The sequence below is a fragment of the Parasphingorhabdus sp. genome (assembly GCF_048269915.1).
GTDB lineage: Bacteria > Pseudomonadota > Alphaproteobacteria > Sphingomonadales > Sphingomonadaceae > Parasphingorhabdus.
In genome coordinates, this window is the sequence record NZ_JBLWTY010000003.1 from 411,783 (window position 1) to 437,729 (window position 25,947).

The 25,947-nt window shown below is 55.1% G+C and carries 29 protein-coding genes; 16 read left to right on the forward strand and 13 right to left on the reverse strand.

Features of this window, described 5'->3' with window-relative positions:
* Positions 1-110: 110 nt before the first annotated feature.
* The 3 genes from hslU to ACN0WX_RS10450 all read right to left on the reverse strand — a co-directional run bounded on the left by hslU (position 111) and on the right by ACN0WX_RS10450 (position 2,448).
* On the reverse strand, positions 111-1,412 hold the full coding sequence (gene hslU, locus ACN0WX_RS10440; protein WP_417622251.1) for an ATP-dependent protease ATPase subunit HslU: 1,302 nt from the start codon (positions 1,410-1,412) through the stop codon (positions 111-113).
* A 44-nt stretch (positions 1,413-1,456) separates the two neighbouring features.
* Positions 1,457-2,023, reverse strand: a complete 567-nt coding sequence (hslV, locus tag ACN0WX_RS10445; RefSeq protein WP_417622252.1) for an ATP-dependent protease subunit HslV — start codon at positions 2,021-2,023, stop codon at positions 1,457-1,459.
* 188 nt (positions 2,024-2,211) lie between these two features.
* Positions 2,212-2,448 carry a hypothetical protein gene (locus tag ACN0WX_RS10450; RefSeq protein WP_417622253.1) on the reverse strand — a complete coding sequence of 79 codons (237 nt, stop codon included), beginning with the start codon at positions 2,446-2,448 and terminating at the stop codon, positions 2,212-2,214.
* 318 nt (positions 2,449-2,766) lie between these two features.
* Between ACN0WX_RS10450 and ACN0WX_RS10455 the strand changes: the two genes are divergently transcribed.
* Complete coding sequence (locus ACN0WX_RS10455) at positions 2,767-2,964, forward strand: hypothetical protein (RefSeq protein WP_417622254.1); 198 nt, start codon at positions 2,767-2,769, stop codon at positions 2,962-2,964.
* 19 nt (positions 2,965-2,983) lie between these two features.
* Here the strand turns inward: ACN0WX_RS10455 and ACN0WX_RS10460 are convergent, their stop codons facing one another.
* Entirely contained in the window at positions 2,984-4,270 is a 1,287-nt protein-coding gene (locus ACN0WX_RS10460) for an MFS transporter (RefSeq protein ID WP_417622443.1), read from the reverse strand.
* A 161-nt stretch (positions 4,271-4,431) separates the two neighbouring features.
* Here ACN0WX_RS10460 and pgsA point away from each other — a divergent pair, with 161 nt between their 5' ends.
* Genes pgsA through ACN0WX_RS10475 form a run of 3 tightly spaced genes read left to right on the forward strand, consistent with a single transcriptional unit; the run spans position 4,432 to position 5,707 of the window.
* Entirely contained in the window at positions 4,432-5,004 is a 573-nt protein-coding gene (gene pgsA / locus ACN0WX_RS10465) for a CDP-diacylglycerol--glycerol-3-phosphate 3-phosphatidyltransferase (protein ID WP_417622255.1), read from the forward strand.
* A complete protein-coding gene (locus tag ACN0WX_RS10470) occupies positions 5,004-5,267 on the forward strand; it encodes a MoaD/ThiS family protein (protein ID WP_417622256.1) in 264 nt (87 codons plus the stop codon). Before pgsA ends, ACN0WX_RS10470 begins: the two co-directional genes overlap by 1 nt.
* The gene (locus ACN0WX_RS10475) at positions 5,264-5,707 is read left to right on the forward strand and encodes a molybdenum cofactor biosynthesis protein MoaE (RefSeq protein WP_417622257.1); all 444 of its coding nucleotides are present in this window, start codon (positions 5,264-5,266) and stop codon (positions 5,705-5,707) included. The genes ACN0WX_RS10470 and ACN0WX_RS10475 overlap by 4 nt, the downstream gene beginning before the upstream one ends.
* Positions 5,708-5,716: 9 nt before the next feature.
* Here the strand turns inward: ACN0WX_RS10475 and ACN0WX_RS10480 are convergent, their stop codons facing one another.
* A complete protein-coding gene (locus tag ACN0WX_RS10480; protein ID WP_417622258.1) occupies positions 5,717-6,640 on the reverse strand; it encodes a hydrogen peroxide-inducible genes activator in 924 nt (307 codons plus the stop codon).
* A 154-nt stretch (positions 6,641-6,794) separates the two neighbouring features.
* Here ACN0WX_RS10480 and epsC point away from each other — a divergent pair, with 154 nt between their 5' ends.
* Positions 6,795-7,499 (forward strand): serine O-acetyltransferase EpsC, encoded by a 705-nt coding sequence (epsC, locus tag ACN0WX_RS10485; RefSeq protein WP_417622259.1) that lies wholly within the window; start codon positions 6,795-6,797, stop codon positions 7,497-7,499.
* Positions 7,499-7,852 carry a DUF2794 domain-containing protein gene (locus ACN0WX_RS10490; RefSeq protein ID WP_417622444.1) on the forward strand — a complete coding sequence of 118 codons (354 nt, stop codon included), beginning with the start codon at positions 7,499-7,501 and terminating at the stop codon, positions 7,850-7,852. Before epsC ends, ACN0WX_RS10490 begins: the two co-directional genes overlap by 1 nt.
* A 40-nt stretch (positions 7,853-7,892) precedes the next feature.
* Here ACN0WX_RS10490 and phoB read toward each other — a convergent pair whose 3' ends face one another.
* The 7 genes from phoB to ACN0WX_RS10525 form a co-directional block, all read right to left on the reverse strand.
* A complete protein-coding gene (phoB, locus tag ACN0WX_RS10495) occupies positions 7,893-8,594 on the reverse strand; it encodes a phosphate regulon transcriptional regulator PhoB (protein WP_417622260.1) in 702 nt (233 codons plus the stop codon).
* Complete coding sequence (phoU, locus tag ACN0WX_RS10500) at positions 8,594-9,325, reverse strand: phosphate signaling complex protein PhoU (protein WP_417622261.1); 732 nt, start codon at positions 9,323-9,325, stop codon at positions 8,594-8,596. The genes phoB and phoU overlap by 1 nt, the downstream gene beginning before the upstream one ends.
* A gap of 24 nt (positions 9,326-9,349) precedes the next feature.
* Positions 9,350-10,150, reverse strand: coding sequence for a phosphate ABC transporter ATP-binding protein PstB (gene pstB / locus ACN0WX_RS10505; protein WP_417622262.1), 801 nt, complete (start codon positions 10,148-10,150; stop codon positions 9,350-9,352).
* 52 nt (positions 10,151-10,202) lie between these two features.
* On the reverse strand, positions 10,203-11,468 hold the full coding sequence (gene pstA / locus ACN0WX_RS10510) for a phosphate ABC transporter permease PstA (RefSeq protein ID WP_417622263.1): 1,266 nt from the start codon (positions 11,466-11,468) through the stop codon (positions 10,203-10,205).
* Complete coding sequence (gene pstC / locus ACN0WX_RS10515; RefSeq protein WP_417622264.1) at positions 11,461-12,846, reverse strand: phosphate ABC transporter permease subunit PstC; 1,386 nt, start codon at positions 12,844-12,846, stop codon at positions 11,461-11,463. Before pstC ends, pstA begins: the two co-directional genes overlap by 8 nt.
* A 60-nt stretch (positions 12,847-12,906) precedes the next feature.
* Complete coding sequence (locus ACN0WX_RS10520; protein ID WP_417622265.1) at positions 12,907-13,950, reverse strand: substrate-binding domain-containing protein; 1,044 nt, start codon at positions 13,948-13,950, stop codon at positions 12,907-12,909.
* Positions 13,951-14,132: 182 nt separating this feature from the next.
* Entirely contained in the window at positions 14,133-15,404 is a 1,272-nt protein-coding gene (locus tag ACN0WX_RS10525) for a sensor histidine kinase (RefSeq protein WP_417622266.1), read from the reverse strand.
* 237 nt (positions 15,405-15,641) lie between these two features.
* Here ACN0WX_RS10525 and ACN0WX_RS10530 point away from each other — a divergent pair, with 237 nt between their 5' ends.
* The 10 genes from ACN0WX_RS10530 (at position 15,642) to ACN0WX_RS10575 (ending at position 23,661) form a co-directional block, all read left to right on the forward strand.
* Positions 15,642-16,058, forward strand: a complete 417-nt coding sequence (locus tag ACN0WX_RS10530; RefSeq protein ID WP_417622267.1) for a hypothetical protein — start codon at positions 15,642-15,644, stop codon at positions 16,056-16,058.
* Positions 16,059-16,130: 72 nt separating this feature from the next.
* Positions 16,131-16,415, forward strand: coding sequence for an HPr-rel-A system PqqD family peptide chaperone (locus ACN0WX_RS10535; RefSeq protein ID WP_417622268.1), 285 nt, complete (start codon positions 16,131-16,133; stop codon positions 16,413-16,415).
* Positions 16,397-17,284 (forward strand): HprK-related kinase A, encoded by an 888-nt coding sequence (locus tag ACN0WX_RS10540; protein ID WP_417622269.1) that lies wholly within the window; start codon positions 16,397-16,399, stop codon positions 17,282-17,284. Before ACN0WX_RS10535 ends, ACN0WX_RS10540 begins: the two co-directional genes overlap by 19 nt.
* The gene (locus ACN0WX_RS10545) at positions 17,284-18,315 is read left to right on the forward strand and encodes a nucleotidyltransferase family protein (RefSeq protein WP_417622445.1); all 1,032 of its coding nucleotides are present in this window, start codon (positions 17,284-17,286) and stop codon (positions 18,313-18,315) included. The genes ACN0WX_RS10540 and ACN0WX_RS10545 overlap by 1 nt, the downstream gene beginning before the upstream one ends.
* A 112-nt stretch (positions 18,316-18,427) precedes the next feature.
* Positions 18,428-19,780, forward strand: coding sequence for a bifunctional UDP-N-acetylglucosamine diphosphorylase/glucosamine-1-phosphate N-acetyltransferase GlmU (gene glmU, locus ACN0WX_RS10550; RefSeq protein WP_417622270.1), 1,353 nt, complete (start codon positions 18,428-18,430; stop codon positions 19,778-19,780).
* Complete coding sequence (glmS, locus tag ACN0WX_RS10555) at positions 19,780-21,603, forward strand: glutamine--fructose-6-phosphate transaminase (isomerizing) (RefSeq protein WP_417622271.1); 1,824 nt, start codon at positions 19,780-19,782, stop codon at positions 21,601-21,603. The genes glmU and glmS overlap by 1 nt, the downstream gene beginning before the upstream one ends.
* A 3-nt stretch (positions 21,604-21,606) precedes the next feature.
* The gene (locus tag ACN0WX_RS10560; protein WP_417622272.1) at positions 21,607-22,047 is read left to right on the forward strand and encodes an OsmC family protein; all 441 of its coding nucleotides are present in this window, start codon (positions 21,607-21,609) and stop codon (positions 22,045-22,047) included.
* On the forward strand, positions 22,044-22,187 hold the full coding sequence (locus ACN0WX_RS10565; RefSeq protein ID WP_417622273.1) for a hypothetical protein: 144 nt from the start codon (positions 22,044-22,046) through the stop codon (positions 22,185-22,187). Before ACN0WX_RS10560 ends, ACN0WX_RS10565 begins: the two co-directional genes overlap by 4 nt.
* Before the next feature lie 59 nt (positions 22,188-22,246).
* Positions 22,247-23,290, forward strand: a complete 1,044-nt coding sequence (locus ACN0WX_RS10570) for a sensor histidine kinase (RefSeq protein WP_417622274.1) — start codon at positions 22,247-22,249, stop codon at positions 23,288-23,290.
* The gene (locus ACN0WX_RS10575; RefSeq protein WP_417622275.1) at positions 23,290-23,661 is read left to right on the forward strand and encodes a GFA family protein; all 372 of its coding nucleotides are present in this window, start codon (positions 23,290-23,292) and stop codon (positions 23,659-23,661) included. The genes ACN0WX_RS10570 and ACN0WX_RS10575 overlap by 1 nt, the downstream gene beginning before the upstream one ends.
* 68 nt (positions 23,662-23,729) lie before the next feature.
* Here the strand turns inward: ACN0WX_RS10575 and katG are convergent, their stop codons facing one another.
* Positions 23,730-25,925 (reverse strand): catalase/peroxidase HPI, encoded by a 2,196-nt coding sequence (gene katG / locus ACN0WX_RS10580; protein WP_417622276.1) that lies wholly within the window; start codon positions 25,923-25,925, stop codon positions 23,730-23,732.
* Positions 25,926-25,947 lie beyond the last annotated feature (22 nt).

The following is a 25,947-nucleotide window of genomic DNA, read 5'->3' on the forward strand; positions in this document are numbered from 1 at the left end:
AGCTCCCTTCGACAATCTCTGAAGCTATTCGTGCAATCCAACCGTTCCGTTACAGCGCCGAAAATTCAACTCTGCCGATCCGCTTGTGGCAGACCAGGGTGCCGATATGATCATAGAACATATTTTGACAGATCAGTGTCCTTCGCAACGTCGGACAGCTGCTTTTCGACATAGGCCGCGTCGACGCGGATTTCTTCGCCCGTCCGATCTTCTGCCGTGAAGCTTATGTCTTCCAACAGTTTTTCCATGACGGTCTGGAGTCGGCGTGCACCAATATTCTCGACCGTCTCGTTCACATTGGCGGCGATTTCGGCAAGCTTCCTGATCGCATCCTCGGTGATATTGATTTTGACATCTTCGGTTCCAAGCAGTGCCACATATTGTTCCGGCAAATTCGCTTTGGTCTCGGTCAAAATCCGGACAAAATCAGCTTCTGTCAACGCTCGCAATTCCACCCGGATCGGTAGACGGCCCTGCAGTTCGGGGAGCATGTCGCTGGGTTTGGATATGGAGAAAGCACCTGACGCAATGAACAGGATATGATCGGTTTTCATCGGGCCATATTTTGTCGCCACCGTTGTGCCTTCGATCAGCGGCAGCAGGTCGCGCTGAACTCCCTCACGGCTTACCGATCCGCCACGGACATCACTTACGGCGATCTTGTCAATTTCGTCGAGAAATACAATGCCATTGGCTTCGGCATCGCTGATCGCCGACCGGGAAATATCGTCGTCGTCTAGGCGCTTGTCCGATTCTTCTTCTACCAGCTTGTCCCATGCATCTGCGACGCGCATTTTTCGGCGTTTCAGCGGGCTCTGATTAAAGGCCTTTCCCATCATGTCGGACAGGTTGATCATGCCGACCTGACCGTTCATGCCGGGGATGTCCATTGGCATATGGGGCGTGTCTTCGACCTCGATCTCGATCTCGGTGTCGTTCATGTGATTGTCGACGACCCGTTGACGAAAGCTTTCCCGGGTTGCTTCGCTGGCATTGTCCCCGCAGAGGACGTCAAGCAGCCGATTCATCGCGGCTTCCGAGGCCGCATCGCGCACTGCCGACCGCCGCCGTTCACGTTCCAGACGCACTGCTTCCTCGGCGAGATCGCGGGCTATTTGCTCGACATCGCGGCCGACATAGCCAACTTCAGTGAATTTGGTGGCTTCAACCTTGATAAAGGGCGCATCGGCCAGCTTTGCCAGGCGCCGGGAAATTTCGGTTTTGCCGCAACCTGTGGGCCCAATCATCAGGATGTTTTTCGGGGTTACTTCTTCGCGCAGCTCAGCCGGCAGCCTCTGCCGCCGCCAACGATTGCGCAACGCCACGGCAACCGCACGTTTTGCATCCTTCTGGCCGATGATATGTTCGTCCAATGCCTTGACGATGGCTTTGGGGGTCAGGTTATCCTGCATGCTATTATTCTCTTCATTCATTGAGGTGACCGGTCAGATTGAAATCAGCTATCGCTCGCAAGCGATTCCATTGTGACTTGATCATTTGTGTAGACGCAAACTTCCGCAGCAATTTGCATCGCTTTTTTCGCCAGTTTTTCAGCGCATTTTTCATAGTCTTTCAGCGCCCGGGCCGCTGCGAGCGCGAAATTTCCGCCCGAGCCGATTGCCGCAATTCCTTCGGTTGGTTCCAGCACATCGCCGTTGCCGGTCAGAATTAGCGTAACATCCTTGTCCGCCACGATCATTAGCGCTTCCAGATTGCGGAGATATTTATCGGTGCGCCAGTCTTTGGCCAGTTCAACCGCTGCGCGCATCAGCTGGCCATTGTGGCGTTCGAGCTTGGCTTCCAGCCGTTCAAATAATGTGAAGGCATCCGCGGTCGCGCCTGCAAAGCCGCCGATCACCGATCCATCGTGCAGCTGTCGTACCTTGCGGGCATTTGGTTTCATGACCGTTTGGCCCATGGAAACCTGACCGTCGCCGACTACGACTACCTTGCCATTTTTGCGTACTGAAAGGATTGTTGTGCCATGCCATTGCTGCAGGCCATGTTGCTGATTTTCTGTCATGAAGCCGGATATGGGTAGTCCTGTCCCGATGTGCAACCAAAGGCTTTCCGTCTTTTGATCAAGGGCCAGAATCGCTGGTCGAATTGCAGGCGATGACTCTCGACACCCTTATTTACTACTTCGTCAAAGCATCAAAAAAAATGGCGACCAATTGGCCGCCATTTCATAATTTATATGCCAAACCAGATTCAGGGGCTGGTTGGGGTGTTGCTGCTGCCGTCAACTGCGACAACGATGCCGCCAATGACTGCTGCTGCCGCGAGAATAGCAACAATAATGCCTGAGCCGCCCTCAAGATCATTCTCGTTTTCAACAGTTGCACTGGTGCGTGCAACAGATGAAGCAGGCTGTACAGCCTGTGCCAAGACGGGTGCGCTTACAAGCGATGCTGCTGCTGCAGCCATTACAATTTTACCGAAACGCATAATTTGCTCCTTCAGGGTTTCGCATTTCACTCAAATACGAATTAGCCATTCGCATAACAGATCGTTGAAATCAACCATGTTGTTGTTCAAATTGGTGATTTTAGGAATCCGTTGCAAAGATCACACAGGTTTTCGTGGGTCTAGAATCAGCATTTTAAGCTAGGCAACATGTTCTTGGTTAACTTTTACTAGGCCTACTACTGGAAAAGTTCCGGTTCAGTCCTTTGTTCCAATTCAAGACGTTAACCATAAAGTTGAAATTGAAGCTGGAAAACATGGATAATAAATCGTTAACTATCCCGCATGGACCGAGAAAGTTTGAGACCGCTAGTTCTGGCCAACGATGATGTTAGTCATGCTTTTCGCCGAAGCCTGCCGAGCGATATCGCAAAAATCGCAGAGGAGGATCACGATTTGACGGCTGCGGCGAAAGGAAAATGGCTGGGAGAGGATGTAAGCCTGTTTCTCCTGAGCTTTCTTGCCTTTTTCACGGCATTTTATACGTTCATATTCTGATTTGTCGATTGGCGGGTGATCAGTCGCAGGCGCGGTGCAGTTGCTGTCCTAGCCATGCGGCCACCAGACACATGGCGGTGACCAGTAATAGCTGGTCAGTCGTCGAGACGCCCATCAGGCTGAGACCCAGGGCGGCTAGGGCCCCCAAAACCATGCAGCCCGAATTGACAACATTATTGGCGGCAATAGTGCGTGCGGTCTCACTGATATCGACCGTCGTGGTCAAAAAGGCATAGAGCGGTACGACAAACATGCCGCCAAATATCGAAACACCGGCAAGCGTCCCGAGCAGGGCCCAGGATCCGTCGTGCACGATGAATGTTTTGAAGGTGTAGAGTTCGCCATCCGGCAGGCCCTCCCATCCCCGCGCAATGAAGTAGAGTATCAGGACAAAAACACCCATCACGATGACGCTGATCGGAGCAAAACGCGCGGAAACTTCGCTTTTCAACAGGCGATTGACCAGTACCGAACCAATGGCGATGCCGATAGAGAAGACTCCGAGAAAGAGACTGGCGACCTGCGGGGCTGCGGTCAGGACATTTTCCACCAGCGGCGGGAACTGGATGATCAGAACGGATCCAATGGTCCAGAAAAAGCTGATCGCGATAATGGCGAGATATAATCTGCGAACATGCAGGGTTGCCGAGATTAATCGGATAGAAGAGCGGACAAAATTAAAGTCAATTTTTTCAATCTCTTTCTGCGCGGGCGCCGGTGGCATGAACTGGGCTGCGACACGGCCGATCAGCGCTACCAGGAAGACTGTGACAACTGCGATTTCGACGCCATTGCCATTGCGGTCAATGATGATCCCGCCGAGAATCGTTCCCGCGAGAATTGCGATATAGGTGCCCGCCTCGACCAGTCCGGTGCCGCCGAGCACTTCATCCCTCTCCAGATGCTGCGGCAGCACAGCATATTTGATCGGACCGAAAAAGGTGGATTGGAGGCCAAGTAGAAACAGGGCGGTGAGCATGATGGGAATGGATTGCTGCCAGAGGCCGACCCCGCCGATAGCGGCGATGAATATCTCCAGCGTTTTCACGAATCGTGTGATCCGCGCCTTGTCGTAATTGTCTGCCAGCTGCCCGGCGAGGGAAGAAAACAGGAAAAATGGCAGGATGAAGAGGCCCGAGGCGAGTGCGTTGAACGCGAAATCCTCGGATTCACTCTCGTAAATCCCATAAGTCACGAGAATGACCATCGAGAATTTGAAAAGATTGTCGTTAAACGCCCCGAGTAGCTGCGTCAGAAACAAGGGCAGAAATCTCCTTGTCCGCAGCAAATGCGCTGTATTCTGCATCAAGGAAAATCTCTTTTCGAACGAAAAATGAGCGTTGCGACACTCTTAGCCCATTCCGCCTCGGCGTCAAATCGAATGACGTATGGCTTGGTTCTGATTATATATATTAGTTGGCTGAATCAATTTTCATTTGTGGCAAATCTGTCTATGCGAAGGCTGCGATGTTGAATTTGCCAAACATACTGACACTTTCCCGGATATTTGCAGTACCTATTCTGGTTTTTCTGCTTTGGCCGAACTTCAGCGTGCAAAGCCCTCAGCCCCTTCCGATCGACTATCTGCTGGCCTTTGGTCTTTATTGCCTGATGGCGGTGACCGACTATTTCGACGGTTACCTGGCTCGTTCACAAGGCACGGTTTCCAAGCTCGGCATATTTTTGGACCCGATAGCCGACAAGATCATGGTTGCCGCGGTGGTGATGATGCTGATTTTTACGCGGGACATTGACGGGTGGCACGTCATCGCCGCCATCATCATTTTGCTGCGTGAAATCACTGTGTCCGGTTTGCGGGAATTTCTGGCCGGTTTGCAGGTCAGCGTTCCGGTGTCACAACTGGCCAAGTGGAAGACGGGTTTTCAGATGATTTCGCTCGGCGCCCTTATTCTGGCTGGTGGCATGCCGCATTTCCCGATTGTTCAAACTGTCGGCTTGTGGACGCTTTGGGCTGCCGCGATTTTGACCCTGATCACCGGATGGGATTATCTGCGTGTCGGGTTGAAGCATATGGACTGATGGATCGCTCGCTCAACATATTATATTTTGCCTGGGTAAGGGAACGGCTGGGTGTCGACGGGGAACTTGTAATTCTGGATGAGGGTATCAATACGATTGCCGATGTCCTGGCCATGCTTTCCGCCCGGGGTGCCGCCTATACAGAAGTCTTGTCCGATGTCGCGAAGCTGCGCTTTGCCCTCGACCAGGACTATGGCACAACCACATCTACGGTCGGATTGGCGCGGGAACTGGCGATTTTTCCGCCGGTTACCGGAGGATGATCAAAATAGAGGTCGGACCGGCAGATTTTGATGTCGGCAGAGAGACCCAGCGTGTCGCAGGGCAGGGCGGTGGTGCCATCGCCAGCTTCATTGGGCAGGTTCGGGGAGACGGCGATCTCGAGACACTCGAGCTGGAGTATTATCCGGCGATGACAGACAAGGCGCTGCGCGAAATTGCCGCAACCGCCCAATCCGATTGGCCGCTTCATGCGATCACGATCATTCATCGCGTTGGCAAGCTATCGGTTGGTGAGAATATCGTGCTTGTTGTGACCGGCTCCGATCATCGCAAGGCGGCGATAGAATCCTGTAACTTCATCATGGACAAGCTAAAGACCGTGGCGCCGTTCTGGAAAAAAGAAACGCGCGCCAACGGAGCAACCGATTGGGTGGAAGAACGGGCATCCGATATAGAAGCGTCGAAAAATTGGGATGAATGAGAAAGCGCGCTAGGCGGCGGCTTTGGAAACCCAGTTTTGTGCGCCTTTCATAATCTCTGCAAGTAGCTGAAATTCGCTTCGCCGCGGGCTGTTCTTTCGCCAGACCAGTGCGATATCACGCGTGGCGCGATCGGATTTCAGCGGCCGTGCGACGATGTTGGTATGGTTCAATATACCGCTGTCGATCGCCATTTTGGGAAGCAGTGTTAGCCCAAGTCCATTGTCTACCATCTGGACCAGAGTGTGCAGCGACGTCCCCATCATGCGGGCTGAAGCCCTCAATTCTGGACGATTGCAGGCCGCCAGAGCGTGGTCCTTGAGACAATGTCCATCCTCGAGCAGCAAGAGCTGGGTTTCGTCGATAACTGCGGGATCAATTTCTGCGGGTGGATCGCGGGGATGATCCTTCGGGAAGGCAACGAAAATCTCGTCGCTGAACAGCACTTCGCTCTCGACATCCCCGCAGGGAAAAGGCTGTGCCAGCAGGACGCAATCTGCATGGCCATGATGGAGAGAATCGCAGGCCGCCTGGCTGGTTTCTTCCTTCAAATATAGTTTGAGTTCGGGGCGCTCCTTGCGGAGTTGCGGGAGCAAGCGGGGGAGCAGGAAGGGAGCGATGGTCGGGATAACGCTCATCCGGATATCACCGGACAACGGCTTCCCGGCGGACCGTGCCATTTCTGAAAGCTCTTCAGCCTCGCGCAGGATGCAATAGGCTTTTTCCACCATTTGATTGCCCAGCTCGGTGAAGCGGACGACCCGGCGTGTGCGCTCGACCAAAACGATGTCGAGCAAGGCTTCAAGCTCCTTTATCCCGGCGGACAATGTCGACTGGGTGACGAAACAGGATTCTGCTGCTTTGCCAAAATGGCCATGTTCTTTCAGCGCTACGAGATATTGCAATTGTTTTAGCGTGGGCAGATAGGTCGACATTATCGAAGCTTTCGATCAGTTGTTGGCTTGTGATCTAATATAGTGATCACAAGCCATTTGGAAAGCATCATCCGGTTTCGGTTTCGAAAAAAGACTGGAAATACCGGATTGTCGTGCCTATTTTGCAGGTCTTCGCAATATCCGGGGAAAATATATGTTTCGGGAACTGGGCGCTTATCTGGATTCCATCAAGGCTCGGGATCCTGCACCGCGGTCCCGCTGGGAAGTGCTGCTTTACCCCGGTGTACTGGCCGTTGGTCTGCATCGACTTGCGCACTGGCTGTTCAAAGGCGAACTCTATTTTTTTGCCCGGTTGATCAACCACATCTCGCGCTTTTTTACCGCGATAGATATCCACCCTGGCGCGAAAATCGGCCGTCACCTGTTTATCGATCACGGTTTTACTGTCATCGGGGAAACTGCTGAAATTGGTGATAATGTGACGATTTATCAATGTGTGACCCTGGGCGGTACAAACCCGGCCAACGGTGTCGGTGGCAAGCGGCATCCGACGATTGAAAATGATGTCATATTGGGGTCTGGAGCCCAGATATTAGGTCCGATTACGGTTGGAAAACGGGCGCGCGTGGGGGCGAATGCTGTCGTGACGCAGAATGTCCCGGACGGAGCAACCATGGTTGGCGTCCGGGCCCGGCCGACCCTGGTAGAGGCACGGGAATATCAGAAAGATTTTGTGCCCTATGGTACGCCGTGCAGCGAGTCTTTCGATCCATCGACGCAAAAACTGGAAATTCTGCAATGTGAAATGGAGCAATTGCAGAAACGTATCGCGGCGTTCGCCGAGGAACGGAACCGCGACGGTAAAACGGTCGTGGCAAAGGGACGCGATAGCGCTTGATGCGTACTGGCGGCTCCAACATATCTGTCTTTCCGCAACGGGGCACCCCGTCTCAAGTCGGATTTGAGCGCCGCGAAATGGAACGTATTCTCAACCTTTATGGACGCATGGTGGCTGCTGGTCACTGGAAAGATTATGCCATGGACATGCGCCGGGACGTCGCAATTTTTGCGGCCTTTCGGCGTAGTTCGGAGCGGCCCCAGATTCGGATCGAGAAACGGCCATCGGAGCGCAACCGCCAGGGCATGTGGTCATTGCACGGTGAGCAGGGACAAATATTGAAACGTGGTCACGAGCTTGTCGGCGTTCTTGCTCCGGTCGAGCGCAAGCTCATGAAGCTGGTCGCCGAATAAATGGGAAAGCCCGGTCGCACCGAGCGGGATGCGCGGAGGATTACCCTTCTACAGCGTCGGTATCGAGAGCATAGCCGGCGGAACGCACCGTCCTGATGATGTCGGAGCGCCCATTTGCGTTCAGCGCCTTGCGAAGGCGCCGGATATGGACATCCACGGTGCGCAGTTCAATATCACTATCCTGGCCCCAGACACTGTCGAGCAGCCGTTCTCGCGAAAATACCCAGTTGGGATGTTCCAGAAAATGTCGGAGCAGCCGAAATTCGGTCGGCCCGAGCGGAATCGTATCTCCGTCGCGTTTGACCTTGTGGCCGACCGTATCCATTTCAAGATCACCAAAAGTCAGCTTTTCGCCGGCCAGCGCGGGACGGACGCGGCGCAACACGGCCTTGACCCGGGCGATCAGTTCGCGAGGACTGAAAGGTTTGGTGATATAATCGTCCGCACCCGTTTCGAGACCGCGTATCTTGTCTTCTTCCTCTCCCCGGGCGGTGAGCATGATGATCGGGATATTCGCCGTTTCCGAGGAGCGTCGCAGGCGTCGGCACACTTCGATCCCCGAAAGGCTTTCCAGCATCCAGTCGAGCAGGATCACATCCGGGCGATGTTCCTGCACCAGCAGAAGCGCTTCCTCGCCATCCGCAGTGTGGATCACGTCATATTCTTCTTTTTTGAAATTCCACGACAAAAGCTCCGCAAGGGCGGCATCATCTTCGACAAGTAGTAATTTTGCATTTGGCATCAGCTAGCACCATCGTTCAGGGCTTCATCGACCGGCGTCGTGGGGTTTTCCCCCCGGTCGCGTTCTGGCATCGGTTCTCCGGTAGCTGCGAAATAGACCATTTCGGCAACATTGGTAGCATGATCGCCAATCCGTTCCAGATTTTTGGCGATGAACAGCAAATGCGCCGCTTCGCCGATATCCTTCGGGTTTTCGATCATATGGGTGATAACGGCGCGGAAAATACTGTTATAAAAATCATCGACGATCTGATCGCGCTGGTTCACCTCCATGGCCAGATTGGCATCGCGTCGGGCAAAGGCATCGAGCGAATCCCGGACCAATTCACCGGCAATTTTCGACATTGAAGGAAGCAGCGAGATCGGCCCCAGATGATGGGTCTGGGTAACCAGCGGAACCCGTTTGGCGATATTTTTCGCATAGTCGCCAATGCGCTCTACGACGCCGGAGATTTTGAACGTCGCGATCAATTCTCTCAGGTCATCGGCCATCGGTGCCCGCAGGGCGATGGTTTGAAAGGTCAGTTCGTCGATCCGCTTTTCCAGCTCGTCGATCAACTTGTCTTCTCTGACGACTTCAGCCGCCAGATCCAGGTCACTTTTTTCAAGTGCCCGCATCGCCTTGACTATTGCCTGTTCGCTGCGTCCGCCGATTTCTGCGACCATTCCTCGCAATTCATTGATGTCAGAATCGAAGGCTTTGACCGTATGTTCTGTGCCACTGTTGACCATTACTTGTTCCTAAGCTTCGAGATATCAGCCGTAGCGACCGGTGATATAATCCCGCGTTTTTTCTTCGCGTGGATTGGTAAAAATATCGGTCGTGTCCCCGTATTCCACAAGGGTTCCGAGGTGGAAGAAGGCGGTTTTCTGAGAGACACGCGCCGCTTGCTGCATATTGTGCGTCACAATGACGATAGCATATTTGCCACGCAGTTCATGAATCAGTTCTTCGATCTTGGCGGTCGCAATGGGGTCAAGCGCAGAGCAGGGCTCGTCCATCAGTATCACTTCGGGATCCACCGCGATCGCCCGCGCAATACACAGGCGCTGTTGCTGGCCGCCCGACAAGGCGGTGCCGCTATCCTGCAACCGGTCCTTAACTTCGCCCCACAGCCCGGCGCGTTGCAATGAGGATTCGACAATATTGTCCAGTTCGTCCTTGCCGCTCGCAAGGCCATGGATTCGCGGGCCATAGGCAATATTATCATAGATGGACTTGGGGAAAGGGTTCGGTTTTTGAAACACCATGCCGACCCGCGCGCGCAACTGCACCACGTCCATTTGCGGCGCATAAATATCATCGCCTTCCAGCGTGATGTCCCCCGTCACACGGGCGATGGGAATCGTATCGTTCATCCGGTTCATACAGCGAAGAAAAGTGGACTTGCCGCATCCGGACGGTCCGATGAATGCGGTGACATTTTCCATGTTCACATCAATCGAGACGTCGTTGATAGCCTGTTTGTCGCCATAGAATACGTTGACGTGACGAGCAGACATTTTCGGTGTGCCACCGTCTGCTGTTGTCGCCGTCGTCGTAGCCGAATCTGTCATAGTTACGCTCTCAATCGGTTCTTTTATGGTCTGATCATCATGCATTTGGGCTCTACCAGCGGGTTTCAAAGCGGTTTCGCAAATAAATCGCCAGCGCATTCATTGTCAGCAGGAATAACAACAGCACAATGATAGCTGCTGATGTTTTCTCGACGAAACCCCGGTCGACTTCGTCGGACCACAGAAAAATCTGGACCGGCAAAACGGTGGAAGGGTCGGTGATACCACTTGGCGGGGTGGCGATAAACGCCCGCATGCCGATCATCAGCAAAGGGGCCGTCTCGCCGAGTGCGCGGGCCATGCCGATAATGGTTCCGGTCAATATGCCAGGTAGGGCAAGCGGTAAAACATGGTGGAACACGACCTGCAACGGGCTGGCACCGATGCCCAGGGCTGCTTCGCGTATCGAAGGGGGGACCGATTTCACGGCATTGCGTCCGGAAATCACGATCACCGGCATCGTCATCAGTGCCAGGGTCAAGCCACCAACCAGCGCGCCGGAGCGCGGCAGACCAAAGAAGTTCAGAAACACTGCCAGCCCCAGAAGGCCAAAAATGATCGACGGCACCGCAGCCAGATTGTTGATCGAAACCTCGATCAGATCGGTGAACCGATTTTTCGGCGCATATTCCTCGAGATAGAGGGCGGCCAGCACCCCAACGGGGAAGGCAAGCAGCAATGTCACGATCATGGTGATCAGTGAGCCCTTGAATGCGCCCCATATCCCTACTTGCATCGGATCGGTGGCATCTGAATTGCTCAGAAAATTCCAGTTGAACCCGATCGACAGCTGATCGCCCAGCGCCTCAACTTTCTGTTCGGCTTCGGGATTGCCGGAAGCTTTGTAGGCGACGTCGATTTCCGAGTTGACCGGAAGATAGATTGTGGCCTTCTGTTCGACAATTTTAGGATTGTTTAAAATCGTCGCACTGACGGCCGTCCAGCCGCCCGACGAAAATAAGCTGGTACCATCCTGACCATATTGAATTTCGATGCTGCTATCGACGATCTCGCGCAGCCCCATAGTCTGCACATTTGCCGCTCCGTTTGGACCTTCGAACTGGCTGGATGAAGCGCCTCCGGTGGCCGCAGGAAAATCAATCACGACCGGCAGTTCTGTCTGCGTGAAGCCACGAAACCCATTGCCCATCATGACGACGAGCAGAAAGGCCAGAAAACCGACGGACAGCAAGATCGCGCCCACGCCAAGCGCCTTGAACCGGCGTTCGGCAGCATAGCGGCGAGCGATGCGTTTCTGCATTTCCGCGCCTTGCCAGTCGGTCGGGCGACGCTTTGTATCGGACAGGCTATTATTCATAAGCTTCCCGGTATTTTTTGACCACGCGCAAGGCGATGAGGTTAAGCAGCAAAGTCACGATAAAGAGGACGAGGCCAAGGGCAAAAGCCGCCAGAGTTTTGGGGCTGTCGAATTCCTGATCGCCAGTCAGCAGTTGCACGATCTGTGTGGTGACGGTGGTTACGCTGGCAAAGGGGTTGGCGGTCATATTGGCTGCCAGACCGGCTGCCATTACGACGATCATCGTTTCGCCAATAGCGCGGCTTACTGCCAATAAAACGCCTCCAACAACGCCCGGCAGTGCAGCGGGAATCAAGACCTTCTTGATGGTTTCGCTATTGGTTGCGCCCATGGCGAGAGATCCGTCACGCATGGCGCTGGGGACCGCCGCGATGCTGTCATCCGCCATCGAAGAAACAAACGGAATGATCATGATACCCATCACCAGACCGGCTGCCAGAGCGGACTCCGACGAAGCGCTAGAAATACCGATAGAAACAGCAAAGTCACGCAGCGCCGGAGCCACGGTGAGCGCGGCGAAATAGCCGTAGACAACGGTCGGCACGCCGGCGAGCACCTCGAGTATCGGCTTCATCCATGAACGAAATTTCGCCGGGGCATATTGGGTAAGATAGATGGCGCTCATCAATCCGAGCGGAATCGCCACGATCATGGCGATGATCGCACCAATGAAAACCGTACCCCAGAAGAGCGGAATGGCGCCAAATCCGGTTTCGCCTCGCGGGCCGGCAACCGCTTTCGGATTCCATTCGGTGCCAAACAGAAAGTCGATCGGAGAGACCATCGAGAAAAACCGGGCCGATTCAAAAACCAGCGAGAGGAAAATTCCGACTGTGGTAATGATCGCGATCAGCGATGCGAGCAGCAGAAGCAGCATTGTAACCCGCTCGATTTTGGTGCGGGCCCTGAGATCGGGCTTGATCTGAAGCCAGGCATAAGCGCCGCATGCAAATACCAGAAGCAAGGCGATAACTGCGCCGATCATCTGAAAATAGGCGATCGCGTCGCGATAGGGCTCGATCATAGTCCGGGATAGGGGATTAAAAGCACTTACCTGATTCCCGTATGCAATGGCGCGAGCTTCCGACAAAATGGCTGCGCGCGCAAAACCATCTTGTGGCAATTGTGCTGCAGCAGGGCTGGTGAGCGCTGCGTCGGTGATCAGGGCGGGGCTGACGAAACTCCAGACGGTTATGAAAATAGTCGCCGGGACAATTGCCCATATTGCCACATACCAGCCATGATAATTGGGCAGGGAATTTAGCGTTGAACGGTTATTGCTGTCGCTGGTTTTCAGTCCGGCCGCTTTAATGCGACCAAAAAACCAGGCGACAAGGCCCAACCCGATGACGAGAAAAAGGAGCGTTGCACTTGTCACAATATTTGGTTTCGCCCCCGCATTATAATCATTTGTCGCAAAACGCCCGTTCCGGAACGCTTATTTCAGTTCGCTAATGGCCAATGGCGTCATTTTGGTGACGACGTCTGTCATCTGTTCCCTGATTGCGTCTGGCGAAGCAATTAATCCCGCTTTGACCAGATATCCGTCCCTGCTACCGGCATTGACAAACTCCAATACATAGTCCTGAAGCCCCGGAATGACACCGACATGCTGTTTTTTTACATAGATAAACAGCGGTCGTGCGCCCGGATATTCTCCTGATGCAATGGCATCATAAGTCGGGTTGATGCCGGAAACCGGAATGCCGCGGACGCTGTCGAGATTTTCTTCGAGAAAGCTATAGCCAAAAATGCCGACACTGTTGGGATTGGCTTTCAGCTTCTGAACGATGAGATTGTCATTCTCACCAGCGTCAATATAGGCACCATCTGCTCTGACATCGTGGCAAATTGCTTCAAATTTATCGCCATCGCTTTCCTTGAGCGCTTTGGTTGCGGGATCGGTTTTGCAGCCCACTTCCATGATCAGCTCAGTGAGCGCATCACGCGTACCGGAGGTCGAGGGCGGTCCATAAACACTGATCGCCAAATCCGGCAGGGAAGGATCGATATCCGACCATTTTTTTGCTGTGTTTTCTTTGCCAAACGGCCGTTCAGCGATAGCTTTGTATATCTGCACCGGCGTCAGCGAAAAGGTCGGGCCTTCATTGGCTTGCGCAATGGCAATGCCGTCGATGCCGATTTGCACTTCAACCACCTCGGTCACACCATTTTTCTGGCACAATTCCATTTCTGATGCTTTGATCCGGCGGGAGGCATTTTCAATGTCGGGAGTGTCCGCTCCGACACCAGCGCAGAACAGGCTCATGCCGCCGCCCGTTCCGGTCGATTCCAAGATGGGGGATGGATTTGCGCCGCTAATGCTGAATTGCTCGGCAACCGCTTTTGCAAATGGGAAAACCGTCGATGATCCAACAATCCGGATTTCAGTGCGGGTGCCGCCCTGACCGCCCGCAGCCTGATCCTGACAGGCGGACAGGCCAAGAGAGGCAATCGCCAACACAGCGAATTTCTTTAACATGGAAAAATCCCCAATATACTTGCATCTGGTTTGTTGCTGACGCTGCCCGAGACCGGAATCACAGGATCATTGCGGTGGGTTTTAGGGAGGCGCAATGTCTTGATCATTACAGATATGTTACGAATTTGTGACGGCGCCTCGCCGTCGGACGGTTCTGATATAAATAAAATAATTCCAATGACTTACTCAGAATTATTTTTCACTTTGGAGGGGGCAGGGGAAGCGTTTGCAATTGGTAGCAAAACAGATACCGTCGTGCCTTTGCCCAATTCGCTGGTGATCTCCATTCGCCCCCCGTGCCGTTCCGAAATATGTTTGACGATCGATAGCCCGAGGCCAGTTCCTCCAATTGACTTGCTGCGGCCCTTGTCGACGCGGTAAAAGCGTTCGGTAAGCCGGGGAATATGTTCCTGTGCAATGCCACCCCCTTCATCGGTGACGGACAGTGACAACATCGTTCCGGCCTTGTTGGGGGCCACATTGATCCGTACCGGCGCGCCCTTTTTCCCATATTTGAAGGCATTGCTGAGCAGATTGGCCAGGACCTGAGCCAGTTGGGCCCGATCGCCATGAATTCTGGGAATATCGGTCGGAAGAGTGATTATGATATCCTTCTCCTTTTTGCCGCGACTGTTGATATAAAAGTCCCGCGCTTCTTCCACCAGGTCTCTCAGGTCAATCGGATCAGACGGCAGCTCGAACTTTTCCGCTTCAATCCGCGAAAGTGACATCAGATCCTCGACCAGTCGCTGCATCCGGTCCGCTTCATCATACATTATTTTCAGGAAGCGCGCCCGCGTTTCGTCGTCCTTGCCGGCCTTGGGGTCCTCGAGGGTTTCCAGAAACCCCTTGATCGCGGCCAGCGGCGTGCGCAACTCGTGGCTGGCGTTGGCAACAAAATCCGTTCGCATTCTTTCGGCGGCGTAGCGGCTGCTGCGATCCGATAGCTGAACCAGCTTCAGGCCATCTTTCAGGGTATGAATCCGTAATTCCCACCGCTGCTCCGCGCTGCCAACTCCCACCAACAATATCGGTTCGCCGGTATGCTGCGCATCGGGGTTGGCGAGTCGGTCTGCCGCGGCCGGATGACGAATGGCGATCCGCACGTCTTCGCCGACGATATGATCGCCCAAAACCTGGGCCGCAGCAGGATTGGCTGCCGCAACCTTGGCATTGCGAACCAGCAATATCGGGTCGGTAATCGGGTTGATGATATCCTGATACGCTTCCGAGCGACCCTGATAGAGTATCCGCTTGCGCTGTCTTTCGACCAGCGCGGGATCAGGCGCTGGCGGTGCGGGCGGATCCTGGAGGACGGTGAACAGCGCAATAGCGCCGGTACAGAATATGATGATGAATTGCTGCCCGCTTTGCGGCAAATGGCTCGCCAAAAGGGCTCCGCCGGCGATGAACGTCAGCGCGACAAGCAAGCGAATGGGTGAAACTGAACTCATCTGGCCGATTCTGACATTATCATATCATCCGTTTAGGCGGTCCCCCATTGAATCGGCAATGACAATATTGGCAAGCGCAAAACCGGCGGCGTCAATTTAGCAGCTATATTAATAAATTGGGCGTCTATGTCCCGAATATAGACGCGGGTTGATGCAGCGGACTGTTTACTCGCTTTTTACCCGATTTCTGCTTATGTGATCAAATCTGAAGCAAGAGAAACTGGGGATAGCACTTCGATGCAAGACGATCTTCCATCTGTACCGTCGGTCGATGCTGATCAGAATCAAGGAATTGTCACCCGCCGCCGCGCCTTGATGATGGGGGCGGTGACGGCTTCAGCGGTCGTCAGTATCAAGCCTGCGCTGGCCCAAACTGCGGGTTCTGTGCTCAACTGTGAAATCCCGGTTCCCGGCAATCATGCTGCGGGCGGCTTTATCGCTCCGGATGGTACGGTCGTCACTGCTGACACGCCGGGCGCCTTCCCGCCAGCCGGTCGCGACTTTACCGGCGAGGAAGTGCTGCGGGCGATGAACGGACGGACGCTTCCCGGCACATCCTACGACCAGTCTCAGGCCTATGTAAATTACATCCGCCGACTGCAATCCGGGCAAAGTGGATTTACCTGCTATGCTTCGCTGCAGATGCCGCGTTAATTTCCCCGACCAATTTTAACCTATGCCTGCTATCAGGCTGGTACGTGCAAACAGAAGTGCAAGTAATCCATCATGAGCCAGCAATATCGGGCCGCGGCAAAAAATGAGCTGATCTGGCATGATCTGGACAGCATGATGCTGCTATATCATCGACCATCCGGGATCACGCACATGCTCGCCGATCCCGTACCCGCAATATTGCAGGTCATGGAGGATGCACCGCTTACCGCCGGCCAAATAGCGTCGCGTCTGATGAATCAATTCGAGGTTGAGGCCGACGTCGATGCGGAAGAAATTATTCTTGCTCGTCTGGAAGAACTGGCCATCTTGGGGCTGGTATGCCGGGTGTCCCGCTGATGGGCGATATGCACGAACTATTTCTTGAAATAGGGCCAGCCACTTTCCGGATTGCTTCGGTATGGCGAGAACCGCTGAATCAACTGACGGCCCTTTACCAATATTATCCGGTACCAGCCGACAAGCATGTAGATTTTACCGTCCGCCTGGAACCCGAAAAGCCGTGGCGGCGCTTCATACGACCATCTGTGCATATCGGCGGAGACTTCTGGTTGCCCGATGCGGCGCCCTTGCCGCTGAGACAGGGGCTGTTGGCCGCCGAGATGGGGATGAACCTGCAAATGGCGCTTGGCTGGCGGCGGCATTTGTTGCTCCATGCCAGCAGTGTGGAAAAAGACGGAAAGGCGTTGATCATGACTGGCCTGTCCGGTTCGGGTAAATCGACATTATCTGCGATGCTGGCCGAACGTGGATGGCGTTTCATGGGTGATGAATTTGCCTTGCTGAACCTGGATTCTGGAGCAGTGGTGCCGTTTCCACGGTTGATCAGTCTGAAAAACAACGCCATTGACGCGATGCAGGATGTGGTTCCCGCCAGCCGGTTCGGACCGGAGATGAAAGCCACTCCCAAAGGCGATATCCGGCATCTTGTGCCAAGCCGGGAAGCGGTTGCACGGATGAACGAAACCGCGAAGCCCGCATTGTTGTTATTTCCCCGCTTTGGTCATGCACCGGAACTGCGAGATATGGGGCAATCCGAAGTTTACGTCCGATTGACCCAGGCCTCCACCAATTATGTCGCTCTGGGTGAAGCCGGGTTTCAGGCGCTCACCCGGTTCGTTGACGATGTCCCGGTCAAAGCCATGGATTATCAGTCGATCGGTCAGGCTGAGGAAATGATCGAGGGCCTGTGGAGCAAATTGCCATGATGCAGGATGCACGCATTCTGATCCGCGCCTTGCGAGAACCGGCAAGCGTCGAAACGTTGAGCGGTCGTCAGTGGACCGAGCTGATAAGCGTCGCGCGGGCCGAATCGCTCATTGGATCGCTGGCTCATCGACTCGAGGATATTGCGGTGCCCGAACGCGTGCGTGCGGTATTGCAGGATGCCATTGAAACCCATGAGCTGGCGCGCCAGCAAGCGTTGTGGGAGGCCGACTGCGCCAAAAGAGCCTTGGCTAAATATGCCGGAAAGATCGTCCTGATGAAGGGTACGGCCTATGTCGCCGCAGATTTGGCGGCCGGAGTTGGCCGCGGCATTGGTGATCTCGATATCATGGTGGCGCGAGCGGACCTTCCGGATGTCGAAGCCGCGTTGCTCGATGCCGGATGGGAGTGGGTGAAGCCCGATCCTTATGATGACCAATATTACCGGAACCACATGCATGAATTGCCGCCCCTCATCCACCGTGAGCGCGACCGGATGATTGACGTTCATCATACGATATTGCCGCTCACCGCTCGCCCGAGGCCCGATGCACAGGCAATATTGGATGAGGCCATTATACTGGATAGCGGGCTCCACGTTATGGCACCGGCAGACATGCTGTTGCATTCCATTGCCCATTTATTCGCCGATGGCGATCTTGCGGGTGGACTACGGAACCTTTGGGATATCAATCTTCTGGTGCGACAGTTTTCAGAGGAGGATGAGGAATTCTGGATGGAACTGGGAATGCGGGCCAAAACCCACGGACTGGTCGATGAAATGGAGCGGGCGCTCCGCCTGGCTGCTCGTTTATACGCCACACCCGTCTATAAATATCGAGCCGGGAAGACCAGGTCCGGTGACTATCTTTACATCCGGCGATTGCTCGCTCGGGATGGATATGGTCGGCAAACGCGCAAAGCGACGCGGCTCGCCTTTTACGTCCGTTCGCATTGGCTGCGTATGCCGCCAATGATGCTCGCGCGGCATTTGTGGACGAAATGGTGGAAAGCTGGCAGGAGCGCGAATTGAATGTGATCAAATAGCGACAAACGGGCTGGATTTGCCCTGCTTTGCATGGCATGAGCCGCTGTAAATGGCCGAGCAGAAGGCCGATGTTGACCTAATGTTCCGGAGTGCCTTGATGACAGACCGCCCGCTAGCCGCAATCATCCTGGCCGCCGGACAGGGAACCCGGATGAAATCTGAACGGCACAAGGTTCTGCATCCGATTGCTGGCAAGCCCATGCTTCACCACCTGCTAGATACGGTTGATTCGATTGGTGTCGAGCGCACGGTTGTCGTCGTCGGCGCGCGCCGCGAACAGATTGAGGCGAGCGTCGAGGGGCGCAATGTTGCGATAGCGGTACAGGAAGAGCAGCTGGGCACCGGCCATGCAGTCGCCCAAGCGCACGACGCACTCAAAGGCTTCGCCGGTGATGTGCTGATATTATATGGCGATGTCCCGATGGTCAGTGCGGACACAATGCGCGACATGATCTTCCGTCTGAACAACGGATCGGACCCACGTGCGGTGGTGCTTGGTTTCCGTCCCGATGACGCCGGCGCTTATGGCCGGATTATCGCGGATGATCAGGGCGAGATCGAGAAGATGGTGGAATATAAGGACGCCAGCGAGGCCGAACGCGAGGTCAATCTGTGCAACAGCGGCCTGATGGCAGCCCGTTCGACCGATTTGTTCATATTGCTCGACAAGATCAGCAACGACAATGCGGCAGGTGAATATTATCTACCGGACATCGTCATGCTGCCCGGACAGTCCAGCGCGGTGATTGAAGTGGATGATCCGGCCGAAGTGGCCGGTGTGAACAGCCGCGCAGAACTCGCTGCGGTCGAAGGTGAATGGCAGGCTCGTCGCCGCGAAAAAGCGATGGCGGATGGCGTTAGTCTGATTGCGCCGGCGACGGTTTGGTTTTCCCATGATACGGAAATTGCTTCCGATGTTACCATAGAACCCAATGTGATCTTTGGTCCCGGCGTTTCCATTGAATCTGGCGCAACCATTTATGGTCATTGTCATATCGCCGGCGCGACAATTGGAAAAAATGCCAATGTCGGACCGTTCGCGCGACTGCGCCCCGGCGCGGAAATGGAAGAGGGCTCCAAAGTCGGCAATTTTGTCGAGATGAAAAAGGCGGTTCTGCGCAAGGGTGCCAAGGCCAATCATCTGACCTATCTGGGCGACACCGAAGTCGGGGAAGGCGCGAATATCGGTGCTGGTACAATTACCTGCAATTATGATGGCTATTTCAAATATAAGACGGTGATTGGCAAAGGCGCGTTTATTGGCTCCAACAGCGCCTTGGTCGCGCCGGTTACAATTGGTGACGGGGCCATAGTGGCTGCCGGCAGCGCGGTTACCAGAGACATTTCACCGGATGCGCTGGGGTTGGCCAGGCCTGATCAAACAGAAAAACCGGGTTGGGCAAAAAAATTTAAAAATGCCATGCAGGCGAAAAAGGACAAAGCTGGATAATGTGCGGAATTGTCGGAATAGTGGGTAAAGCTGAGGTCGTCGACCGTTTGGTTGACGGGCTTCGGAGGCTGGAATATCGGGGATATGACAGCGCTGGCGTTGCGACCATCGTCGATGATCAAATTCACCGGCGGCGCGCGGAAGGCAAGCTGGACAATCTTGTCAATGTGTTGCGGGAGGAACCGCTCGGCGGGACCATTGGCATTGCGCACACGCGCTGGGCGACACATGGCGCGCCAACTACCGACAACGCACATCCTCACGCCACCCGGGAAGTGGCCTTGGTGCACAATGGCATCATTGAGAATTTCAAGGAATTGCGTGAGGAACTGCTGGCACGCGGACGGACGTTCGAAAGCGAAACGGATACCGAAGTTGTCGCGCATATGATCAGCGAACAGATCGAGCAGGGCGCGGAACCGAAAGTGGCGGTGCGTCATGCTCTGGACAGGCTTCGCGGCGCCTTTGCTCTGGCGATCATGTTTCGCCAGCAACCGGACCTTCTGATCGGCGCACGCCTGGGTTCACCTCTGGTGGTTGGGCATGGCGATGGGGAAAATTATTTTGGATCGGATGCTCTTGCGCTGGCTCCGTTCACGCAAAAAATTGTCTATCTGGAAGAGGGTGATATGGTCGCGATTACCCGCGAAGACACCCTGATATACGACAAGGATAACGAACTGGTAGTCCGGCCGGTCACGATCTCCGGTGCATCCGCCGCGATGATGGAAAAGGGCAATCACCGTCACTTCATGCAGAAGGAGATTTTTGAGCAGCCGGTGGTGGTGGCACAAACCCTGCACAGCTATTTGCGACCGCTCGAAGAGCAGGTTGCCTTGCCCGATATGAGCTTTGATCTCGCGCGATTTGACCGGATTTCGATCGTCGCCTGCGGGACATCATCCTATGTAGCGATGATCGGGAAATATTGGATCGAACAATTTGCCCGTGTGCCCGTCGAAGTCGATGTCGCCAGCGAATTCCGGTATCGCAATCCGGTGCTGACGGAAAACCAGCTGGCAATTTTTATATCCCAGTCGGGTGAAACAGCCGACACGCTGGCAGCGCTGCAGCATTGCAAGGCTGCGGGTCTCAAAACTGCCGGTATTATCAATGTGCCAACCAGTTCCATGGCCCGTGAGGTAGACTTGCTGATGTCGACCCATGCTGGTCCCGAGATCGGCGTGGCCTCGACCAAGGCCTTTACCTGTCAGCTCGCCGTGATGGCCGCCTTTGCCGCCAACCTCGCGCGGGCCAAAGGGAAGTTAACGCCGGAGGAAGAACGCGAAATTGTCTTCCATCTAACCGAAGCTCCGGCAGCAATGAATGAAGCAATGGCCCATGATGCAGAAATAGAAGCCATGGCCGGTACCATCGCCCAGGCACGCGACGTGCTCTATCTGGGGCGTGGAACCGACTATCCTATGGCCCTTGAAGGTGCGCTGAAGCTCAAGGAAATCAGCTATATTCATGCCGAGGGATATGCCTCGGGAGAAATGAAGCATGGGCCGATCGCGTTGATCGACGACGCCGTACCCCTGATCGTGATTGCGCCATCGGGGCCGCTGTTCGAAAAAACCGTATCCAATATGCAGGAGGCGCAGGCGCGGGGCGCACAGGTTGTCCTGATTTCCGATGCAGAGGGCATTGCCCAAGCGGGGGAAGGTGCGATCGCCACCATTGAAATGCCGAAGGTCCATCCGCTTATCGCTCCGCTGGTCTATGCCATCCCCGTGCAATTGCTGGCCTATCATGTCGCTGTGGCCAAAGGCACCGATGTCGATCAGCCGCGCAATCTCGCAAAATCGGTGACCGTGGAGTAGAATATGGCGACGAATCCGTCCCTCGTGACCGTCGAAACCGCCGATGGAAAGTTCCAGCAGACGGTTCGAGTCGGGAAACATGTCTTTCTTGCTGATGAACCCGAGTCTTTCGGCGGCACGGACAGCGGACCATCGCCTTATGATCTGCTGCTTGCGGCACTGGGCAGTTGTACGTCGATGACGTTGAAAATGTATGCGGATCGCAAGGGCATTCCGCTGGAGGCTGTGCATGTCGAACTGGAACATAGTCGCGAACATGTCGAAGACTGCCGCAGCTGCAACAATGACGACAACCGGATTGACGTCATCGACCGTTCGATCATCCTTCGCGGCGACCTGACCGACGAGCAACGTCGAAAGCTCCTGGAAATCGCGCTAAAATGTCCGGTGCACCGGACGCTGGAGAACCGCATCGATATCCACACGCTGGAAGTACGCGAATGATCGATGTGGCGGGTGGCTGTCATAGCGCCACTGAGCGTCTGCAGGGGAAACTCGAAACGATGGCGGAACCGTTCAACCGCTATTTTTCGACGCGTTTACAGCGGCTTTTGCATCTGAATAAAACGGGAATATCGATCTAAGTTATATTCAGAAGTTGCAGACCGATGTAAACGGGCCTCACCTCAGGAAGGCAAAGTGAATGTTTAGCAAGTTTAGTAAGTTTAACACGAATTCGCTCGCGCGCGTTAATCGGCTTGATTTGATTGATCTAACACCAAATATTCCGCCGTTTATTGTACAAATCATGGTTGCGGTAATATTTACCGGCATAGCTGCAGCGGCGCGAGAAATCATCAACAACTGGTTCATCGGAGCAGGGCCCTTCGCCGTCAATGTTCCGTTCGTTCTGCTCGCGACGCTTTTCGGAAGGTTCCGGGCTGGTTTTCTTACCCTGGTGCTTACAACGGTTTATTCCTGGTATTATGTGTTGCCCGTGACCGGCAGTTTTTTGTTCGAAGAACCTGGTGACGGACCGCGAACGCTGGTCAATGCAGCGACTGGTTTGATAATAGTGTTTCTTGGAGATGCGGCCCGTAATGCCGGTCGCTGGCTAGTGCTTGAAAAAGAGCAGCATATTGCGGAACGGGACATGCTTCTTGTCGAAGTTGATCACCGAGTGAAAAACAATCTTGCTATCCTGTCGAGCCTGTTGGCATTGCAAGAGCGAAAAAGCGAAAATGCCGAGGTTAAATCTGCGCTGAGCAAGGCAGCTAGCCGGGTCCATAGCCTTTCGAAAGCCTATGAGAGCTTACGATATGACAATCTCGATAATATCGCGGTGGTCGACATGCGCGACTTTCTGAACCGACTTGCCGGTTCGCTGAGAGAAGCGATGGCGCTTGACGAGCGAATAGAGCTGGTGGTTGCAGCGGAGCCGTGCGACCTTTCCCGCGACCGCGCCGGCGCGGTCGGGTTGCTGGTCAATGAACTGGTTACCAATGCCGTAAAACATGCGTTTGTTGATCGCGACAAGGGAATCATCAGGGTCGAATGGCGTACTGTATCGGAGGGGGCTGTGTTGGTGGTTAGCGACGACGGAGTTGGTCTGCCCGATACGGTCCGCGATGGCGCGCAGGGCATTCAGTTTCTGAACGCTTTTGCGCAAATGGCCAAGGGCGAGCTGGATTCAGAAACCAGCGAAAACGGAACGCGGTATATATGCAATTTAGAAGAAACCCCATAATGGCGACGATTGTTCATGGCGGTTGCCATTGTGGGACCATCTGCTTCGAGGCGAACGTTGAAACATCGCCAGAGCTGCTCGATTGCAATTGCTCAATCTGTGCCCGGACCGGGTTTCTTCACCTGATCGTCCCGCATGAAAATTTTACCTTGCTGAAAGGCGAGGGTGAGCTGACGAGCTATAAATTTGGCAGCGGGCAGGCGGACCATCTCTTTTGTCGGCGTTGCGGCGTCAAAAGCTTTTACCAGCCCCGTTCCCATCCAGATTGCTGGAGCGTCAACTTTAACTGCCTTGACGGTGATCATGGGCTGGAGCCGCGTATCCGGAAATTTGACGGGCAGAACTGGGAAGCGGCGAAAGCGGGATTATAACAAGCTGACCCTGCAAAAAGGCCCGCCGAATTTCTCCAGCGGGCCCCCTGTATTGTGCTTGGCCTGTTTTACGCAAGATCGAAGCGACCGGCGTCCATCACCTTGGTCCAGGCCGCTACGAAGTCGTCGACGAATTTCCGTTCATGGCCATCCTCGGCATAGACTTCAGCGACCGAACGCAGCTGCGAGTTGGATCCGAAAACCAGATCGGTCCGCGTCGCGCGCCATTTCTCTTCACCCTTGAGGCGGCACTTGCCGATGAATAGCTCGTCGCCCGACTCGTCCACGACTTCCCAAGCCGTGCCCATGTGCAGCAGGTTGACGAAGAAGTCGTTGGTCAGCTGGCCGACGCGCTCGGTGAACACACCTTCGGTCGGTGCGCTCGAATGGTTGGCGCCAAGTACGCGCAGACCGCCGACCAGCACCGTCATCTCGGGGATTGACAGATCGAGCAGATTTGCTCGGTCGACCAGCAGGTCCTCGGTCTTGACGCTCGCCTTGGTCTGCAAGTAATTGCGGAAGCCATCGGCAAACGGCTCGAGCGGTTCGAAGCTTTCGGCATCGGTCTGCTCGTCCGTTGCATCACCGCGGCCCGTCGTGACCGGCACGCTGACATCAAACCCGGCATCCTTCGCTGCCTTCTCGACCGCAGCGCTACCCGCTATCACAATGGCATCGGCCATCGACAGCGAACCCCGCAGATCGTCGAGTATCGACAGCACCCTGGCCAGCTCTTCCGGGTCGTTGGCTTTCCAGTCCTTCTGCGGGGCGAGGCGCACGCGCGCGCCATTGGCGCCGCCGCGATGGTCGCTTTTGCGGTAAGTGGAGGCCGAAGCCCAGGCTGCCTTGACCAGCTCTGCAACCGACAAACCGCTGTCGAGCACTTTGGCCTTGAACGCCGAAACATCACCGTCCGAAGCTGGCGTTCCCGCCGGAACGGGATCCTGCCAGATCAGATCTTCGGCGGGCACCTCGGGTCCGAGATAACGGACCTTGGGGCCCATGTCGCGGTGGGTCAGCTTGAACCAGGCGCGGGCGAAGGCGTCGTCCAGCGCTGCCTGATCGTCCCGGAAGCGTTCGGAAATCTTGCGATAATCCGGATCCCGCTTCAGCGCCATGTCGGCGGTGGTCATCATCGTCGGCACCTTCTTGGAAGGGTCCCGGGCATCGGGGGCCATATCCTCTGGGTCGGGATTGATCGGTTGCCACTGCTTGGCACCGGCCGGGCTCTCGACCAGCTCGTAGTCATATTTGAACAACAGCCGGAAATAGTCGCCGCCCCATTGCGTCGGGTTCGGCGTCCACGCACCCTCGAGGCCGGAAGTGGTTATATGACCCTCGCCGATCTGGTCCGGGTCGGTGGACCAGCCAAATCCCATGAGGTGCAGATCGCCTGATTCCGGGTCGCCGCTCAGTTGGTCGGGCGGGATCGCGCCATGACATTTGCCAAAAGCGTGCCCGCCAGCGGTCAGCGCGACGGTTTCCTCGTCGTTCATTGCCATGCGGGAAAAAGTTTCCTTCATGTCGCGCGCCATGCCTTCGGCGTCATGCGGATTGCCGCCGGGGCCTTCGGGATTGACGTAAATCAGGCCCATCTGGATCGCCGCCAGCGGGTTTTCCATGGCCTTGCCTTCATCGGGATTGATCCGCGTCGGAACGCCTTCGTTCACCCATTGCTCTTCGGAGCCCCAATAAACATCTTTCTCGGGCTCGTAGACGTCCTTGCGACCGCCGCCAAAGCCGAATACCGGTCCGCCCATGGATTCGATGGCAACATTGCCGGTCAGGACGAAAAGATCGGCCCAGCTGATATGCTCGCCATATTTTTTCTTGATCGGCCAGAGCAGGCGGCGGGCCTTGTCGAGATTGCCGTTATCGGGCCAGCTGTTAAGCGGGGCAAAGCGCTGCTGCCCGCTCGAGGCGCCACCGCGACCGTCGCCGGTGCGATAGGTGCCGGCAGCGTGCCAGGCCATGCGGATGAAAAATGGACCATAATGTCCATAATCCGCCGGCCACCAGGGCTGGCTGTCGGTCATCAGCGCTGTCAGGTCTTCTTTCAGCGCCTTTAAGTCGAGCGCCTTGAACGCTTTGGCATAGTCAAAATCGGGACCCATCGGATCGGGGGAGGTGCCGCCCTGCGTCAGGATTTCAAGCTGAAGGGAACCGGGCCACCAGTCGCGGTTCTGCCTTCCGAGCAGCGCGCGGACCCCGCCATCAAAACCCATCGGGCAACCTTCGGGGGAGCCGGTTGTTTTCATATCCATTTTAATTTCTCCTATGTCGGTG